The 16446-nt window shown below is 62.8% G+C and carries 17 protein-coding genes; 11 read left to right on the top strand and 6 right to left on the bottom strand.

Annotated elements, in window-relative coordinates:
• The first annotated feature begins 169 nt into the window (after nucleotides 1-169).
• Complete coding sequence (locus ACO056_RS17745; protein WP_421849345.1) at nucleotides 170-1096, top strand: enoyl-CoA hydratase; 927 nt, start codon at nucleotides 170-172, stop codon at nucleotides 1094-1096.
• Entirely contained in the window at nucleotides 1093-2118 is a 1026-nt protein-coding gene (locus tag ACO056_RS17740) for an NADP-dependent oxidoreductase (protein WP_421849342.1), read from the top strand. The genes ACO056_RS17745 and ACO056_RS17740 overlap by 4 nt, the downstream gene beginning before the upstream one ends.
• Here ACO056_RS17740 and ACO056_RS17735 read toward each other — a convergent pair.
• Together ACO056_RS17735 and ACO056_RS17730 are read right to left on the bottom strand one after the other, a co-directional pair.
• On the bottom strand, nucleotides 2115-2912 hold the full coding sequence (locus tag ACO056_RS17735) for an SDR family NAD(P)-dependent oxidoreductase (RefSeq protein WP_421849339.1): 798 nt from the start codon (nucleotides 2910-2912) through the stop codon (nucleotides 2115-2117). The genes ACO056_RS17740 and ACO056_RS17735 overlap by 4 nt on opposite strands.
• Before the next feature lie 74 nt (nucleotides 2913-2986).
• Nucleotides 2987-3448 (bottom strand): MarR family winged helix-turn-helix transcriptional regulator, encoded by a 462-nt coding sequence (locus ACO056_RS17730; RefSeq protein ID WP_421849336.1) that lies wholly within the window; start codon nucleotides 3446-3448, stop codon nucleotides 2987-2989.
• A gap of 135 nt (nucleotides 3449-3583) precedes the next feature.
• On the opposite strand from ACO056_RS17730, the gene ACO056_RS17725 reads away from it, so the two are divergent.
• The gene (locus ACO056_RS17725; RefSeq protein ID WP_421849333.1) at nucleotides 3584-4246 is read left to right on the top strand and encodes a TetR/AcrR family transcriptional regulator; all 663 of its coding nucleotides are present in this window, start codon (nucleotides 3584-3586) and stop codon (nucleotides 4244-4246) included.
• A gap of 2 nt (nucleotides 4247-4248) precedes the next feature.
• On the opposite strand, the gene ACO056_RS17720 is transcribed toward ACO056_RS17725, so the two are convergent.
• A complete protein-coding gene (locus tag ACO056_RS17720) occupies nucleotides 4249-4548 on the bottom strand; it encodes a putative quinol monooxygenase (RefSeq protein WP_421849330.1) in 300 nt (99 codons plus the stop codon).
• Nucleotides 4549-4728: 180 nt separating this feature from the next.
• Here ACO056_RS17720 and ACO056_RS17715 point away from each other — a divergent pair, with 180 nt between their 5' ends.
• Genes ACO056_RS17715 through ACO056_RS17700 form a run of 4 tightly spaced genes read left to right on the top strand, consistent with a single transcriptional unit; the run spans nucleotide 4729 to nucleotide 7686 of the window.
• Complete coding sequence (locus ACO056_RS17715) at nucleotides 4729-6114, top strand: aromatic ring-hydroxylating oxygenase subunit alpha (RefSeq protein ID WP_421849326.1); 1386 nt, start codon at nucleotides 4729-4731, stop codon at nucleotides 6112-6114.
• A 3-nt stretch (nucleotides 6115-6117) separates the two neighbouring features.
• Nucleotides 6118-6348, top strand: a complete 231-nt coding sequence (locus ACO056_RS17710; protein WP_421849323.1) for a hypothetical protein — start codon at nucleotides 6118-6120, stop codon at nucleotides 6346-6348.
• Complete coding sequence (locus tag ACO056_RS17705; RefSeq protein WP_421849320.1) at nucleotides 6335-7255, top strand: MBL fold metallo-hydrolase; 921 nt, start codon at nucleotides 6335-6337, stop codon at nucleotides 7253-7255. The genes ACO056_RS17710 and ACO056_RS17705 overlap by 14 nt, the downstream gene beginning before the upstream one ends.
• The gene (locus tag ACO056_RS17700; RefSeq protein ID WP_421849317.1) at nucleotides 7252-7686 is read left to right on the top strand and encodes an ester cyclase; all 435 of its coding nucleotides are present in this window, start codon (nucleotides 7252-7254) and stop codon (nucleotides 7684-7686) included. The genes ACO056_RS17705 and ACO056_RS17700 overlap by 4 nt, the downstream gene beginning before the upstream one ends.
• Here the strand turns inward: ACO056_RS17700 and ACO056_RS17695 are convergent.
• From ACO056_RS17695 to ACO056_RS17685, 3 genes are all read right to left on the bottom strand, one after another.
• Complete coding sequence (locus ACO056_RS17695; RefSeq protein ID WP_421849314.1) at nucleotides 7668-9314, bottom strand: class I adenylate-forming enzyme family protein; 1647 nt, start codon at nucleotides 9312-9314, stop codon at nucleotides 7668-7670. The genes ACO056_RS17700 and ACO056_RS17695 overlap by 19 nt on opposite strands.
• A gap of 91 nt (nucleotides 9315-9405) precedes the next feature.
• Nucleotides 9406-11700 carry a TonB-dependent receptor domain-containing protein gene (locus ACO056_RS17690; RefSeq protein WP_421849311.1) on the bottom strand — a complete coding sequence of 765 codons (2295 nt, stop codon included), beginning with the start codon at nucleotides 11698-11700 and terminating at the stop codon, nucleotides 9406-9408.
• 183 nt (nucleotides 11701-11883) lie between these two features.
• The gene (locus ACO056_RS17685) at nucleotides 11884-12726 is read right to left on the bottom strand and encodes an SDR family NAD(P)-dependent oxidoreductase (protein ID WP_421855578.1); all 843 of its coding nucleotides are present in this window, start codon (nucleotides 12724-12726) and stop codon (nucleotides 11884-11886) included.
• A gap of 121 nt (nucleotides 12727-12847) precedes the next feature.
• Here ACO056_RS17685 and ACO056_RS17680 point away from each other — a divergent pair, with 121 nt between their 5' ends.
• From ACO056_RS17680 to ACO056_RS17665, 4 genes are read left to right on the top strand one after another with little or no spacing between them, the layout of a single operon-like run.
• Nucleotides 12848-13945 carry an LLM class flavin-dependent oxidoreductase gene (locus ACO056_RS17680; RefSeq protein ID WP_421849308.1) on the top strand — a complete coding sequence of 366 codons (1098 nt, stop codon included), beginning with the start codon at nucleotides 12848-12850 and terminating at the stop codon, nucleotides 13943-13945.
• 2 nt (nucleotides 13946-13947) lie between these two features.
• Nucleotides 13948-14526, top strand: coding sequence for a flavin reductase family protein (locus tag ACO056_RS17675; RefSeq protein ID WP_421849305.1), 579 nt, complete (start codon nucleotides 13948-13950; stop codon nucleotides 14524-14526).
• A gap of 3 nt (nucleotides 14527-14529) precedes the next feature.
• Nucleotides 14530-15465 carry an SMP-30/gluconolactonase/LRE family protein gene (locus ACO056_RS17670; RefSeq protein WP_421849303.1) on the top strand — a complete coding sequence of 312 codons (936 nt, stop codon included), beginning with the start codon at nucleotides 14530-14532 and terminating at the stop codon, nucleotides 15463-15465.
• Nucleotides 15462-16439 (top strand): 2-hydroxyacid dehydrogenase, encoded by a 978-nt coding sequence (locus tag ACO056_RS17665; protein WP_421849300.1) that lies wholly within the window; start codon nucleotides 15462-15464, stop codon nucleotides 16437-16439. Before ACO056_RS17670 ends, ACO056_RS17665 begins: the two co-directional genes overlap by 4 nt.
• Nucleotides 16440-16446 lie beyond the last annotated feature (7 nt).

The following is a 16446-nucleotide window of genomic DNA, read 5'->3' as shown; positions in this document are numbered from 1 at the left end:
ATAGGGGAGGGCCAGCAGGCCACCATGCTGGGGTTGATGACCAGCGGCAGGATGGTCTTGCGGGTGGGAGCGGCATTGCGTGGCCAGACGGGCAGAAGGCAGGTCGCCTGCCTCGCCAGATCAACGCGTTCCGGTCCACCGGATCAACGCATTGCAGCAAGGAATCGCCATGTCATCCGCGCCCCTCACCGAATACGAGACCCTGATCGTCGAACGTCCAGCCGCGGCAGTGGCCCGCATTGTCATGAACCGGCCCAGGCAGCGCAATGCGCAGGACCTGCAGATGACTTATGAACTGCGCGATGCCTTCGACCGGGCCAATGCCGATGATACGGTCAAGGTCATCATCCTCGCCGGTGCCGATCCCCACTTCTCGGCCGGGCACGATCTCCAGAGCGATGGCCCCGCTGCCCTTGCCGATTATAACCATTCCGGCACATGGGCCGGCTTTGGGCAGCCGGGGGCGGAAGGGCTTTACGCCCGAGAGCGCGAAATCTATCTCGACATGTGCGAGCGGTTCCGCGCCATCGGCAAGCCCACCATTGCGCAGGTGCAGGGGCGCTGTGCGGCCGGTGGCCTGATGCTGGCGTGGGTGTGCGACCTCATCATCGCGTCCGACGATGCCAGCTTTGTCGATCCGGTCGTGGCGCTCGGCGTAGCGGGGGTCGAATATTTCGCGCACCCCTTTGAACTGGGTATCCGCAAGGCCAAGGAGCTGCTCTTCACAGCCGACGTGTTCGATGCGGCCGAGGCGCACCGCATCGGCATGATCAATCACGTGGTGCCGCGCGCGGATCTGGGCCAATTCACGCTGGCCATGGCCGGGCGCATCGCGGCCAAACCCGCCTTTGCGCTCAAGATGACCAAAGAGGCGGTGAACGCGGCCGAGGATGCAATGGGGAGGCGGCAGGCGATGCTGTCCGCATTCGTCATTCACCAATTGTGCCACGCGCACAACCGGCAGGAGTTCGGCGCAATCATCGATCCCCGGGGGCTGGGTGAGACGGTGCGCAAGCAGTTCATCGAGCGTTTGCGCAGCGAGCTCACCGGCCCGCAATTGTCGGCGGTGCTTGCCAATCTGGGCGTTGCGGAGTGAGCGGGACTCGCAGGCTGGTCCTTGCGGCCCGCCCGGTCGGCGTGCCCGATGCCGCCTGCTTTGCCGTGGAAGCGGCGGCCATGCGCGAACCGCAGCCGGGCGAGGTGGCGGTCGCGGTCAGTCACGTGTCAATCGATCCGGCCATGCGCGGCTGGATGATCGATGCGCCATCTTACATGCCGCCGGTCGGCACAGGCGAGACTATGCGCGCCTATGGTGCCGGGCAGGTCATCGCTTCGGAGTCCCCACACTTCGCTGAAGGCACCTGGGTCACCGGATTGCTCGGCGCACAGGATCATGCGGTTCTCCCCGCTGACAAGCTGCGCGCGGTGCCGACCGGGGTCGCACTGGCCGATGCGTTGGGCGTTGTCGGGACCACTGGCCTGACCGCCTTCTTCGGCTTCTTCGATATCGGACGGCCCATCGCCGGGGATACCGTGGTGGTGACCGGCGCGGGCGGTGCGGTGGGATCAGTCGTGGTGCAACTGGCACGTATCGCAGGTTGCCGCACCGTGGCGATTGTCGACAGTCCCGCCAAAACCGGCTGGCTGGAGGACCTGGGCGCAGACATGGTCATTGACCAGAGCGACGCTGACTGGCGCAGACCAGCGCGGGCGGCCATGGCCGGGGGGATCGACATACTGTTCGATGGTGTGGGCGGAGAGGTGCTCGACCGCCTGCTGTGGTCGATCAACGAGCGCGCTCGCGTCGTGCTGTGCGGCGCGATCTCACAGTACAACAAGGACCGGGCGTCTGGCCCCGGCAGCTATGTCGCCGCGATCACCAAGCGGGCGCGCATGGAAGGGTTCCTGCTGCAGGACTACCGCGACCGGTTCGACATGGCCGAAGCGCGGCTGGCACAGTGGGTTGCCCAAGGCGTGCTGTGCCAGCGGGTGACCGCCTACGAAGGGCTTGAAGCGGTGCCCCAGGCAATCGCGGCGATGTTCAGCGGGGCCAATATGGGCAAGACGCTGGTTGACCTGCGCGCGTCCAACGTGCTTCTGCAAGAAGCGACTGGTTAGGCCTCCTGGCTGGCGAGCATTTTCGCATAGGCCCGGCCGATATCGGGATTGCCCGATCCGCAGCTGAGGCCGCCGTCCACCGGCACAATTACGCCGGTCATGAACGCGGCGTCGTCCGATGCAAGGAAGGCGACAGCCGACGCGATGTCCTCGGGCTCGCCATAGCGGCCCAGCGGTATGGCTTCATTGGTCATCGCAACAAGCTGGGGAACAGCAAAGAGTCCCGCAGTCATCGCAGTGGCAATTGGGCCGGGGCACACTGCATTCACCCGGATGCCGTCAGCGCCGTGATCGATCGCAAGGGTACGGGTATAATTGATCACCGCGGCCTTGGTCGCCGAATAGGCGTGGCATCCGCGATCACCGCCCAGGCCGGCTACCGAACTGGTGTTGATGATCGCGCCGCCCCTGCCACGCATGTGCGGGATGGCGGCGCGGCACATGTAGAAGATGCTATTGAGATTGACCGCGACAATCCGCAGCCATTCGTCTGCCGGGGTATCCGGCGTGGCGTGAAGCTGGTTCGCAATGCCGGCGTTGTTGAAGAGGACATCGATCGAACCGAACGTTTCGGCCACGCGTTCGATGGCCGCGTTGACCGCATCCTGATCGGCGACATCGCAGCCCAGCGGCATCGACCCGGGAATGTCCCGCGCCACCGCCTGCGCAGCTTCCAACGAGAGGTCGATCAGAACGACCTCAGCGCCTTCCGCACCAAACCGCCTTGCGGTTGCGGCACCGATCCCGCTGCCTGCGCCTGTGATGACAACCGTTTTGCCCGAGAACCTCGCCACCTGCTTCGCCTCCATCCTGTCGGATCACGCTTTGGGGGAAGGGCAGGTGCAGGTCAATATAGTATTCGCATTGACTAAAGTCCGGCTTCACGCGCGTCCTCTTCCAGCGTGCGTAGATTCTCGCTCATCTGCAACAGCACCGCGACAGCCGTATGGCGATCCGTCTCGCTGGTGCCCTCCCGCAAGCCGGTGGCCAGCGCGCTGGTTACCGCGTTGATCTGCTCAAGGTGGGTCCGTGCCGCCGTGGTCATCGTCACGATACGGACCCGGCGATCCTGCTTGTCGGGAACGCGGGTCACCAGACCGGCGTCCTCCATTCGGGCCAGCAGCGCAGCCACTGCAGCCTTGTGCAGTTCCATCCGGTCACCCAGTTCGAGTTGCGACTGCGGCCCGAACCGGTCGAGAAAGATCAGCGCGGCTGCCTGCTGCGCGCTGATGCCGGCGGTCATCATCTTGCGATTATAGACACGGCGCATGCGCCGCGTCAGCTCGTTCAGCACGAACTCGATCGCCTGCGGCGGCTTCGCCTTTTGCATCAAACCCCCATTGCTGGAAATGCGTCAGTCATGGCCTTTTGGCGTGGATGGGGAATTTCGCAAGCGCTCTGAAAATCGAAATTGTAAATGCTTCTGATATTGCCAAATGGGCCAGGGTTCACCGATAGACGCAGGATGACCAAGTCGACGCCGGACTCCAAGACCCCGCCCCGCAAACGCGCCAAGGCCCTTGATCGCACCACGTACCAGCATGGTGATCTGCCTGCCGCCCTGGCACGCGCGGTGCTGGAAATCGTAGCCGAGCGCGGGGTCAAGAACATCTCGCTGGCCGAAGCCGCGCGCCGCAGCGGCGTGAGCAGTGGGGCCCCCTATCGCCACTATTCGAGCCGGGATGAGCTGGTCGCCACGATCGGAGTCGGCATTTATCGCCGGCTCAACCGGTCGCTGCGCGCCGCGCGTGAAGCGGCTGCGACCGGGCCGGAACAGCTCGCGGCCATGGCGCGCGCCTATGTCGAGTTCTCCGGTGCCAATCGCGCAGAGGTGGAGCTGCTTTTCCAATCGGGCGTGTCGCATCTTGACTACCCGGAGCTGGGGGCATGCGATGCGGAGGCCTATGCCGAATATCGCAGCGGTGCCGATGCCTGCGGGCTCGATCCGGCGCGCGCGCACGATCTAGTCTTCGCAGCGGCTGCGATCGCGCATGGTTTCGCCACGCTCGAAGTCGCGGCTACCGCCAATTACGCGATTTCGCGCGAGAGTGCGGGCATCAAGGCCGCCGAAGCCGTTACCCGCACGGTGACCGGCTTTCTCGTTGATGCCAGCAATGACCCTGCGTAACGTCAGCTTATCACGTCATGCAGCTCTATGGTCGGTGCACCGGCCAGTGCCATCGAAAGCATGATCGCGGCCTCGGCCACGTAAGCCATCTGGTTATGCTGGGCGAAAGCCTCGGCCGATTCATAGAGTTCGAAAATGCGGTAGGTTCCCGGCGTCGGGCCCTGCGCTATGTCATACCGCTCGCAACCGGCTTCATTGGCCAGCACTTTTGCGCGAACCTCGCACATAGATGCTACGAAGTGCTCTGCTGCTTCCGGCTTGATGGCGAGCGTGGCGAGCACGGCAACTTTGTTCGTCGACATTCCATTTCTCCCCAGGCGCCACATCCTCGTGATTCGGCGTTAAAAGTAAGAGGCTATTACTCAGCGCCGTTGCGAGATGACAAGCTTCGCAGGCAAAAATTTTGGCGCTTGGCAAAGTGGTGGAAATGGGCAATGGTGCCAAAGTAAGTGGTACTCACATTAACATCCCGGAGAGAATGAATGGCGGATCTTGATCGCGGAGCCGAGCTGGCCAGCCCGCGCTGCCCTGGCACGAGCCTGCAGGATATCATTGGCGCAGAGGCAGCCTTCCAGACGGTTCCGGCACCGCTGTTCCGGCAGGCGGCGGATGATGAAGGCAGCAACGAGCATTCGGTCGACCGCTATGTATCCTACGAGTTCCACCGCGCCGAAGTGGAGCATATGTGGCGCAATGTGTGGCAACTGGCTTGCCGCGAGGAAGATATTCCCGAAGTGGGCGATCAGCTGGTCTACGAGATCGCCGAGCACTCGATCCTGGTTGTGCGCTCGGCGCAGGATGAAATCTTGGCCTACCACAACACCTGCCTCCATCGCGGCCGGTTGCTGCGCACCGATGATGGTCATTCCGCGTCGATCCGCTGCCCGTTCCATGGCTGGAACTGGTCGCTCGACGGTGAGCTGAAATCGATCCCGTCGGACTGGGATTTCCCGCATGTCGACCGCGCGAAATTCTGCCTGCCAAAAGTTCATGTCGGGCGGTGGAACGGATTTGTCTTCGTGAACATGGCCAAGGAGCCGCAGCCCTTCGAAGCCTATCTGGGCGTTCTGCCGGAGCATTTCACCCATTGGCCAAATCCGGCGCAGGGACGGCGCAAGGTCGCCCATGTTGCCGCGATCGTCGACTGCAACTGGAAGGTCGCGATGGAGGCCTTCATCGAGGGCTATCACGGGCCGGCGACCCATCCGCAGATGGCGTTCTATGTGGGCGACGTGAACACTCAGTACGACGTGTTCGGCCCCACTGTCAGCCGCATGGTCAGCCCGCAAGGGGTCCAGTCGCCAGTGATGCGCTCGACTGTCGATGTCGCCACCATCGTGCGGACGATGGCGCATGATCTGGGTGTCGGTGATCCAGACGCGATCGTAATCCCCGAAGGCGCGGATGCCCGCACTGCGCTCGCCAGCCACATGCGTGCGATGATGGCCGTCGCGACCGGCAGCGACATGACCAATGTCTCGAATTCCGAGCTGCTCGAGGCGGTCCAGTACCACCTTTTCCCCAATATCATGCCGTGGGCCGGGGTGATGCCGATGGTCTACCGCTTCCGCCCAAATGGCGATGATCCGGATTCGTGCGTGGCCGATATCATGCTGCTCATGCCCGCCGGTCCGAACGGTGAGGGGCCGGTGCGCGTTCCGATCCGCTGGCTGCCGCGCAATCCCGATTGGCGCGAGGCCTTTGAATTCGGCGCGCTGGGGCCGATTTTCAATCAGGACATGCAGAACCTGCCGTTCGTCCAGAAGGGCATGAAAGCGGCGCAAAAGCGAACCCTTACGATCTCGCGTTATCAGGAAAGCCGGATCCGGCGCGTCCATGCGACGATCGACCGCTATCTGGAGCGCTAAGCCATGGCCGCAACGTTCAGGCACCCTTATCAGCCCGCCGACTACACGCTGCTGGAAGACGGGACGATCCACGTAACCGCTGTCGATTCCGGCGAGGAGGGCGTGTTCGCGCTGGGCGGTCGCTGGCTTTCGGGCACCTTGCGCGAGGCCGATCCCCACTACATCCGCTACGTCTACGATTGCAGCGCACCGATTGCGGCAATCGCACCGCAGATGCGCGGTGAAAGTGACTGATCCGATCCTGCGGGTCACGGCCAGCGCCGAGTGTGATCGTGCGCCGCCGGTCGCCATTGAATGTGGCGGATATCGGGTTCAGCCGCTGCTGGACGGCTATTTCACCATGAGCCTCGGTGATCTGGTTGGGGTGACCCCGGCCGAGATCGGCCCGATCCAGCAGGCCGCCGGGCTCGATCCGGATTCGATCGAGCTGCCGGTCTTCGCCTTCCTGCTGACTGGGCAGGGCCGCACGATTCTGGTCGATGCCGGCACATCCACCGGTATGATGGCCTCGCTGGGCAAACTGCCAGCCGCGCTGGCAGCGTTGGGCGTCGCGCCCGAAGCGATTGATGCGGTGCTGATCACGCACATGCACCCCGATCATCTGAACGGCATCACCTCCGCAGAAGGCACGCGGCTGTTCCCCTATGCCGACATCCTCATCGCACGAGAAGAATGGGCGTACTGGACCGACGCCGCGCGGCTCGAAGATGCAGCACCGCACATCCAGTACATTCTGGCATCGCACCGCCATGCCCTGGCGCCTTACCGGGAGGCCGATCGCATCCGCCTGTTCGATGATGGCGCCGTGGTCGCGCCGGGCATCGTGGCCCGTCTTCTGCCCGGGCATACGGCAGGCCATTGCGGCTTTGCGCTTGGCGATGCCATGCTCCTTTGGGGCGACGCGCTGCATCTGGTTCCGCTGCAACTCCAGTGTCCGCAATGTGCGCTGGGCCACGATCATGATTTTGCACAAAGCGAGCACACCCGCCGCCAAGTGCTCGGCGAGCTGGTAGAGACGGGCACCCTACTGGCCGGCGCACACGTACCTGCGCCCGGGATCGGCCGTATTGTCAGCAAGAGCGGCCAATATACGTTCGTGGCGGCCGGACCCGAAACAGGTTCGGAAAGGGACACACTATGACCACCTCCTCACGCGCCGAATTGGCCGCGCTGGCCGAGCGCTATCTCGCGGTCCTCGCCTCGGGCGCGATCGATCAGGCCGATGCCATTTTCGCGCCCGATGTCATCTGGCACTTCGGCGCCGGCATGACCGCGTCGGGTCTGGCCGGATGGCAGGCCATGGTCGGCGACTGGCTGGCGGCCTTTCCCGATCTCTGTCCAATTGATGCAATGACGATCATCGACGCCGAAACCGCGACGTTCTCCGTGCGGATGCGGTGGAGGGCAACCCACCGTCAGGCGTTCATGGGATTGGCCGCCACCGACCGGGAGGTCGAAAACGAAGGCGTATCGGTGTTCCGCGTGGCAGGCGGACGGATCGTTGAGGAATGGATTTTCGAGGACGTCGCCAATCTGGTGGCCCAGCTTGGGGATCAGTCGCCCGCCAACTGACCTGCCACGAGCTCCTTCACGCGCGCCTTGATCACTTTGTTCATGGCGTTGCGGGGGAGGGCATCGACGAACAGGTAAAACTCAGGGTGCTTGTACCGCGCCAGACCGGCACTGCAGCGCGCCCGCAAGGCCTGCTCCAGATGGGCAGCCGCAACCGTTCCGTCCGCTTCGATCACTGCGACAACCCGCTCACCCAACCGTTCATCAGCCAGACCGACGACCACGCCCGCACGCACCCCCGGCTCGGCCGCAAGGATGCGCTCGATTTCCGCCGGATAGATATTGGCGCCGCCCCGGATGATCAGGTCATTGCGGCGATCCTTGATGGTCAGATAGCCATTTCCATCAAGTGCGCCGATATCGCCGGTGTAGAGCCAGCCATCGCGCAAGGCTTCGCGGGTCGCCTCGGGCCGCTCCCAATAGCCCAGCATGGGCGAATAGACATGGGCCCACGGTCCTTTGCGCACTGCCCGGACCCTGATTTCGCCGGGCTCATCGGAAACAGCGGCAACGCCGTCGCCCCGATCGATGCCGATCTCGATATGCGGATATGCCCGGCCGCAGCTGCCCGCAGGCGAGGCCCCGTCCGGATCAGTTTCCGCTACACCCGCCATCGCCTCGGTGAGCCCGTACCCTGTGCCCAGTTCCACCCCGAAGCGAGCGCGATAAAGCGCGCGCAAGTCGTCGGTAACGTGCCCACCTCCCGCTGTCGGCAGAATGAGCGAGGCCAGCTTGGACTGATCGATATCGGGTCGGGTCAGCAGATCGTGGATCGTGGTGGGCGCACCGGCAAACGTTTGGATACCTTCTGCCTTCACCCACTCGGCAATGCCCAGGGCATCGATCCGGTCCATGCAGACACATGCCGATCCGTTGACCAGCGCGGTCACCGGGCCGAGCGCCATAAGGTTGAGAATGGTCAGCGGCAACGCGACACCGCGGCGCAGGGAAGGCTCCCACTGGCCTGCGCGGCCAAAGGCGCGGTTGGCAGCTGCTAATGCCACAATGTTGTGCTGGCTGTGGACAGCGCCTTTGGGCGACCCGGTCGTGCCGCTGGTATAAGCGATGGCAGCCGGCGCCAATGGATCTGGGGGCGCATAGCTGGCTGCAGGCCAGTCCAGCGCCAGCCCGCGAGACCAGTCACAATCCGGATCGCCCGGAATGAGCCCGAGCGTGAGGGGCAGGGGGGCATCCCCCGCTTCGGCGCGTTTTGCCAGAGTTTCGGCATCGGCCAGATAGACCCGCGCTCCGCAATCGAGCAGCATTTCGGCCCGTTCGCGCATCGTCAGCGCGCGCCCGATGCCGACCCAGATGAGCCCCAGACGCATGGCAGCAAGGAACGCGACGACCAGCTCGGTGTCGTTCACGGCCGTTGCAGCCAGGCGGTCGCCCTGCGCCAGCCCGAGCGAGGCAAGAAACCGGGTCGCACCCTCGACGCGGGCATGAAGCGCTGCAAAATTGTAGCGCGCGTGCCGGCCGACCAAAGCCTCACGTCGAGGCCACTGCGCCGCTGCAATCCGCACCGCAGCATCTACCGTGCCGGGTCCTTCCGGGATTGGGCGAGGCGCCGCGTGCGCCGAACTTGTCCTGGCAACCAGGCGCGAAACATGGTCTTCACCGGGCGTCATTGCGGAACACCTCCAAAACGCCGGACCGACAGACATTTGCCCGGCTCCTCGCCGCAAGGCCAATAGGCGGAGGCACTGACGGTCTGCCGCGTCAAAAGCCACCTGACAGGGTGACGCCAAAGGTCCGCGGCTCCGTGCGGATACCAAACGCCACATACGGCGGCGCAACGGCAAAACCCGAAATCGCGCGATCATTGGTCAAGTTGCGGACGAAAGCCGTGATCCCCAAGCGCCGCTTCCCAGACAGTTCCCAATTGTAGCCCAGGCTTGCGTCCAGCTTACCGAGGGCCGGGAAAAGGCCACGAGGATCGTTGCGTAAGTCCTGATAGAAGCTGGCGCTGCGGCTATAGCTGGCAAAGGCGTGAAGTTCGCCCGGGCCAACCGAAGCCGTGTAGTCGCCATTGATACCAAACGACCAGCTGGGCGCGCGGACCAGCTTGAGCGCCGAATTGTTGGTTGGTTGGAGTATGCCGCCAGAAACCAGCGTCGGTGCGGCGCAGGCACGTTCTGCAGGATTGGTGATCAAAGGCCCGTCAAGATCGGCACAGAAGTCCGCGTAGTGCGCATCAAGATAACTCAGGTTGCCACTTAGCGTCAGGCCGCGCAGCGGTGCCCGCCAGGTGAATTCGCCTTCGATGCCCCGCATGTGCGCCGTTGCAGCGTTGGCGGTAACGGTGGACGTTCCCTGAACCGGGTCCGCCTGGATCACTTGCTCCTGTTTGTTCGAATAACCGGTAATGAATGCGGCAATATTCAGCCGCAGGTGCCGGCCAAACAGGTCGCTTTTGAAGCCGATTTCATGCTGGTGCACGGATTCGGGATTGTAGGGACCGATCGCTGCGGGCGTGAATGTGCGGCCATTGAAGCCGCCCGACCGGAAACCCTTGCTGAAGCTGTAATAGACCATAATGCGCGGCGTGGCCTGCCAGTTGAGCCCTGCTTTGGGCGAAAAATCGGTCCAGGTGCGGCTATCGGACGCCGATGCGATCGGTAATGCGCCAAGCCCTGGGATGTATGTGAAACCAGCGCCTTGAAAGTTCTTGTGCTCGCTCGAATACCGGCCACCGGCAGTAAGGTTCAGGTTATAGGGAAGCTTGATATCCGTTTCGGCAAACAGCGCCCACGCGCTGCGCTGTTGCGCCGTGCGGATCTGAACTTGCGCGCCTGCCGGACCGCCAAAGAACGGAATCAGGTCCACGATGTCCTGCCGAAGTGCGATGTCGTCGGCGAAATAGAAGCCACCGACCGTCAGATTGACGTGACTGCCAATTTGGCTGTTGAGCCGCAGTTCGCTGGACTTCTGATTGAAATCGTAGTCGCGGCGCACACCGAAGACGTTGGCGGGCACCGAGTCACTGTCCGACGGCTGACGGTTGGTCGCTTTGCGATAGCTTGAAACGCTGGTCAGCTGACCTATCGGCGTGGACCAATTGACTTCCAGTGTGACGTTGTTCTGCTCGTCATGGTTGTAATAAGGTGTGCCTCCAAAGGTATCGCCCCCATCGAACGGCCCGCAGAATTTTAGGATCGTGCAGACGATTTCTCCACCGGGATTGACCGCATTGCCCGTGCCGGAAAGGTTGATCGTGGCCGGGGTCAGCGACTTGTCGTATTGATGCTGATAGCTCAGCAAGGCATCCACGTTGTCGCCGAACTTGGCCTTCAGGCTGGCAGTCACATCGAGAATATCGACACCCTTGACTCGCCCAGCCTGCAAGCTGCGAACGTAGTAATCGTCGCCGATCTTGGCAGCCGAGATGCGAAAAGCCAGCCTGTCGCCCATCAGCGGCACGTTAAGGACGCCTTTGTAATCCTGCCGGTTGTAATTTCCGAGCGTTACTTCGAACTTGCCACCGAACTCGCCCTGGGGCGTGGTGTGGCGGATGTTGATCACGCCGCCTGTCGTGTTTTTGCCGAACAAAGTGCCTTGCGGTCCGCGCAGCACTTCGACGCTCTCGAAATCAAATGTATTGACCAGCGCGCCGCGTGAGCTGCCAAGGAACACGCCGTCAACGACCACGCCGACCGCCGGATCGATGAACCGCTCGTTTTCCTGCACACCGATTCCGCGAATGAATATGATGGCATTGCCGGTGTTACCGTAGCCCTGCTCGATCAGCAGGTTGGGCACTTGCCCGCGCAGATCGACAATATTGGTCGCCGCCCGGGCCTCGAGCATGGCCGGGGAAACCGCGGTGACGGCAACTGGCACGGTTTGCTGTGACTCTGCGCGTTTGCGCGCGGTGACCACGATTTCCGGGATACCATCGGCGCTGTCTGCCGCAGTGCTGACGGCCGGTTCCCTTGTCTGTGCAAAGGCCGCGCCAGGCAGCAGCGCCAGAGCCATTGCGGCCGTTGAAACCATCTGCATGTGCTTGCCAATCATTTCCAATCCTCCCCCATGTCAGGCTTCTGTCGGGATTTGCTTCCCTTCTGGCCGCAATAAGTAATAGGCACTTACATATGCGTTGGTCAATGCCTCATTCGTGAGTTTGCTAGCCAGTTTCGCAAAAAAATCTTTTTGTTCAGTAGCTAAGTGGGAAAAATACGGTGCCGGTTGCGGCCCGATTTAACGGAATAGCCGTGCCAGAAGCCTTCCGGTCAGCCCGAAGGGAAGCGCCCCGATCCAGCGCGCGAGTCTGGCATCGAATCCGACTGTGCAGACCAGCTGGCGGTCATGGCGCTGCGTGATGCGCATGATGCCGCGCGCGGCCTGTTTGGGGCCGGCAGCGCGCGTCAATGTCTGGTTTGCGAATGCCGCCATCTTGAGCAGGCGCGCGTGATAGGCGGGCGGGTCGTTTGCAAGATCGGGTTCGGACACTCCGAAGCCGGTGTTGTGCGATCCGAGCATTATATACTTGACCGAGATGCCCAGCGGCGTGGCTTCATGCCAAAGCGCGCGCGAAAATCCCTCCAGCGCGTACTTCGAAGTGGCATACCCTGCCGAAAAGGGAATAATCGCCCGGCTCATGCCCGAGCCGATGTTCATGATCATGCCGCCTCGCCTCGCGCGCATATGCGGCAGGACCGCGACCGTCATGGCGATCGCGCCCAACACGTTCACGCCCAGGATTGCCCGAAACGCGCTCGCGCCCAGACCCTCGATCGATCCGGCCGGATTGATCGCCGCATTGTTGACCAGCAGGTCGATCGCGCCCTGCTCGGCGACGACTCGGCTAACCGCATCGGCGATCTGCGCCTCGTCGGTTACGTCGAGCGACAGGGCCATCGTGCCCGGGGGCGCGGTTTGGCCGCTCAGGATCCCGGCGTAAACAGTCCAGCCCTGCTCGGCGAACAGCGCTGCCACCGCCCGGCCGATGCCCGATCCTGCCCCGGTTACCAAGGCGATACGGTGATCTGCCTTTGCCAATCCCCGTCTCGATCCCAGTGCCGATGAAGCCAAGTCGATCATCGCGAATCCTCCATTCCCGTATCTGATCCATCTGGCGATTGACGGCCTTGCCGCGCCGATGTAATAGGCTCTTACAATTCTTGGCGTACAATGCGCAAGACAATCCCAGAGAGAGGCGATCATGGCTCCTACCCTCGGCATGCAACTCGTTTTCCAGAACTACTTCGAGGCCATGGGCGACGACGCCTTCTACCAGCGGGAGCTTGGGCTGGGGCTGCTCGGGGAACAGCTGGGCTTCGACCAACTATGGGTGGTCGAGCATCACTTCGACGACTACGCCATGTCGCCCGATAATTTTGCCACGCTGGCCTATTATGCAGCCCGCACCGACCGGATCGCTCTGGGCGTCGGTGCGGCAATTCTCCCTTGGAACGATCCGCTGCGCGTGGCCGAGAAGGCCGTGTTGCTCGATCATCTCTCCGGAGGGCGCACGCTGCTTGCCCTGGGTCGCGGCCTGGCGCGGCGCGAATACATCGGCTTCCGGCAGGATATGAATGAAGCGCGCGGACGGTTCGATGAAGCAGCCGCGATGGTCGTTCGTGCTTTGGAAACCGGCTTTGTCGAGAATGACGGTCCGTTCTATCCGCAACCACGGGTGGAAATCCGCCCGCGCGTTGTCCGCTCGTTTCAGGACCGGCTGTTCGCGGTTGCCATGTCGCCTGATTCGGTCGGCGCCGCCGCCGACGTCGGCGGCGCGATGATGTCGTTCGTGCAGGGCGGACCTGAGAAGATCCTTCCCTCGGTTGCGCGGTATCGGGAGCATTTCCAGCAGGTTCATGGTCGCCCGGCCCCCCGTGTCGTGCTGTCTGACTTGACCTATTGCCATTCCGATCCCGAGATCGCGTCGCAGCGGGCCAGCCAGTATCTGTCGCAGTATTACCTCTCGGTCATCAAGCACTACGACTTCGCCGGCGAACATTTCGGCGCGACAGCTGGCTATCAGGCCTATGCCGAGGGGGCGCGGCTGATCCGTGAGGCGGGGCATGATGCAGCCGCGCAGGGCTATGTCCAGGCCCAGCTCTGGGGCACGCCTGACCAGTTCATCAAGCGCTTCCGCGATCGCATTGCGGTGATCGGGCCCTACGATCCGAACTTTATCTTCAGCTACGCTGGCATGCCGTTTGACATGGTTGAGGAATCGATGGCCCTTTTCGCTGCCAAGGTAATGCCGGCGATCCGCGAGATCCTTGAAGAAGAAGACGCAAAGTTGGCAGCCTGAGAGTGGCGATTGATGTGCCTTTGAGATCTGAGGCAGTGCGCAAGTCTGTATCGCAGCAACAGGATTTTCGCGCTGCGATGCGTCGACATCCGGGGGCTGTGTGCGTAATTTCGACTGGCGATTGCGCTGCTCCGATTGCCACCACGGCTACTGCAGTTTGCTCGCTAACTGTAGAGCCACCCCAGATTGCTGTGTTCCTTGCGCAAGCGTCGGAAACCTGCCGCGCGATAGCGGGGGGAGGATCGACCGGAAAAACCATTGGTGCAGATGCATGCCGCTTTGTGGTCAATCTCCTCACGACGCGGCAGCAAGGTATCGCAGCTACCTGTGCTGATCCGGTAGCCCGCAAACAGCGCATGTCTCTAGGTTGGGACGGAGAGCCTGGTGCACCGCCACGCCTGTCGGGCGCAGCCTACCATATGGAATGCCTACTGGCTCGATCCGAAGTGATCGGAACGCATGTGCTTATCGTTGGCGAGGTGGTCGACGTCGTTGTGGCCGCGAAGGCCGATCCCCTGCTCTATCTAAACGGGCTCTGGCATTGCGCTGCATCCTTGAGCCAAACTGAAGAAATGGATTGAGACGTGTTCCAGTCAGACAACGCACCTCTTTCTGTCCCGGCCGGACTCGCTGACCTGATAGTCGCCGATGCGCGGCTCGCTACGATCGCGACCGGGTTCCATTTTACTGAGGGTCCGATCTGGGATCCGCGCAAGCAGGAGCTCCTGTTCAGTGACATGCCGGGCGACGTACGCCGCCGCTGGCGGCCGGGTGACGGCGTCACCGAAATCCTGCGGCCTGCTAACAAATGCAACGGCATGACGCTCGATTCCTTCGGCAATCTCTATGTTTGCGAACATTCGACGAGCCAGCTCGTCCGCGAAGCACCCGATGGCACGCGCACGGTATTGGCCTCCAACTGGCAGGGAGCGGAGCTGAATAGCCCCAACGACGTCGTTGTTCGCGCTGATGGAAACGTCTATTTTTCCGATCCGAGTTATGGCCGCATGCCGGTGTTCGGGCTCGAGCGAGACTGTGTACTGCCCCATCGCGGACTCTACCGCGTCGATCCCACTGGCCAATTGCATCTCGAAGTGAGCGATTGGCAGCAGGTCAACGGCTTGTGTTTCTCTCCCGATGAGACACTTCTTTACGTGAACGATTCAGAACGTGCACATATCCGGCGTTTCGAAGTCAACGCTGATGGATCGTTGGGCGCGGAAAATGTCTTCGCCGAGGATATCGGGACCGGCGAATTTGCCGGCGGTATCGTTGACGGAATGAAGTGCGATGAGCTGGGAAATATATGGGTAACCGGGCCGCATGGTATCTGGGTCTTTTCGCCCGACGGCGTCCACCTGGGCATTTTGCCCTTGCCGGAACACGCCGGTAATCTGACTTGGGGCGGTCCTTCGTGGACTGATCTCTTTCTGTGCTGCAGCACCTCGGTTTACATGGTCAAAACGACTGTCCGGGGCCACAGAGAAGGCTACATGACCGGGTGGGAGGCTGCGGCTTGAATGCGCAACCTTTCGATCCGGCTCAGCGGAGACGTGCGTTTGTCGCGCGGCGTTTCACCGATCGTGTGGAGGCGGCCATCGCGGCCCGGTTCGCGGTCGTGCGCCCGCAGAACGACCGCCCCGTCGCGCCCGCAGACCTTGTCGAGGCCGCGCAAGGCTGCACGCATATCTTCGTTTCGGTGACCGACCCCCTTCCCGGCTGGTGCATCGACCAACTGGCGCCGACCTTGCGCGTCATTGCGTCGCTCTCGGTGGGGCATGATCATATCGATCTGGCCGCGGCCCAGCGGCACGGCGTTTCAGTTCTCCTCACGCCGGACGTGCTGAGCGCGGCCTGCGCCGAACTGGCGATGATGCTGATGCTGGGCGCCGCGCGGCGGGGGCATGAGGCCGATGCGATGGTCCGTTCGGGCCAATGGCCGGGCTGGGCGCCCACCCAGCTGCTGGGCAAGGGGCTGGTCGGGCGGCGCCTCGGCATTCTCGGGTTGGGCCGCATCGGGCGCGAAGTCGCGGCCCGCGCGCGGGGGTTCGGCATGACGATCCATTACCATAACCGCCGGCCCGCCCCGGATACCGACGCCTGCTACCACGAGAGCGCGGAAAGCCTTCTGGCGGTCAGCGATGTCCTGTGTCTGTGCGCCCCGGGCGGCAGCGGGCTGGCGCCATTTCTGAATGCGCGGCGGCTCGCCCTGCTGCCGCGCGGCGCCGTGGTGGTGAACATCGCGCGGGGTGACCTTATCGACGACACGGCCCTGATCGCAGCTTTGCAGAGCGGGCAGGTCTTTGCCGCCGGGCTTGACGTGTTCGCGGGCGAACCGGAAGTCGACCCCCGTTACGCCAGCCTCCCCAATGTCGTGCTGAGCCCACACATCGGCAGCGCCACCGAGGAAACCCGCGACGCCATGGGGTTCCTGCTGATCGACGGCATCGACGCGCTCGACCGGCATGAGCGCCCGATCAACCAGCTGTGCTGAAGGCCAG

This window comes from Novosphingobium sp. (genome assembly GCF_965228995.1).
Classification (GTDB): domain Bacteria; phylum Pseudomonadota; class Alphaproteobacteria; order Sphingomonadales; family Sphingomonadaceae; genus Novosphingobium.
The sequence above is the reverse complement of the archived record's forward strand: the minus strand, read 5'-3'. Positions and strand labels throughout refer to the sequence as shown.

Bases quoted from the DNA above. Each gene is read 5' to 3' on its own strand.
- ACO056_RS17680 (WP_421849308.1), top strand. From the start codon at position 12,848: ATGGCTCCTACCCTCGGCATGCAACTCGTTTTCCAGAACTACTTCGAG.
- ACO056_RS17745 (WP_421849345.1), top strand. From the start codon at position 170: ATGTCATCCGCGCCCCTCACCGAATACGAGACCCTGATCGTCGAACGT.
- ACO056_RS17715 (WP_421849326.1), top strand. From the start codon at position 4,729: ATGGCGGATCTTGATCGCGGAGCCGAGCTGGCCAGCCCGCGCTGCCCT.
- ACO056_RS17690 (WP_421849311.1), bottom strand. From the start codon at position 11,700: ATGATTGGCAAGCACATGCAGATGGTTTCAACGGCCGCAATGGCTCTG.
- ACO056_RS17725 (WP_421849333.1), top strand. From the start codon at position 3,584: ATGACCAAGTCGACGCCGGACTCCAAGACCCCGCCCCGCAAACGCGCC.
- ACO056_RS17685 (WP_421855578.1), bottom strand. From the start codon at position 12,726: ATGATCGACTTGGCTTCATCGGCACTGGGATCGAGACGGGGATTGGCA.
- ACO056_RS17720 (WP_421849330.1), bottom strand. From the start codon at position 4,548: ATGTCGACGAACAAAGTTGCCGTGCTCGCCACGCTCGCCATCAAGCCG.
- ACO056_RS17700 (WP_421849317.1), top strand. From the start codon at position 7,252: ATGACCACCTCCTCACGCGCCGAATTGGCCGCGCTGGCCGAGCGCTAT.
- ACO056_RS17730 (WP_421849336.1), bottom strand. From the start codon at position 3,448: ATGCAAAAGGCGAAGCCGCCGCAGGCGATCGAGTTCGTGCTGAACGAG.
- ACO056_RS17695 (WP_421849314.1), bottom strand. From the start codon at position 9,314: ATGACGCCCGGTGAAGACCATGTTTCGCGCCTGGTTGCCAGGACAAGT.
- ACO056_RS17710 (WP_421849323.1), top strand. From the start codon at position 6,118: ATGGCCGCAACGTTCAGGCACCCTTATCAGCCCGCCGACTACACGCTG.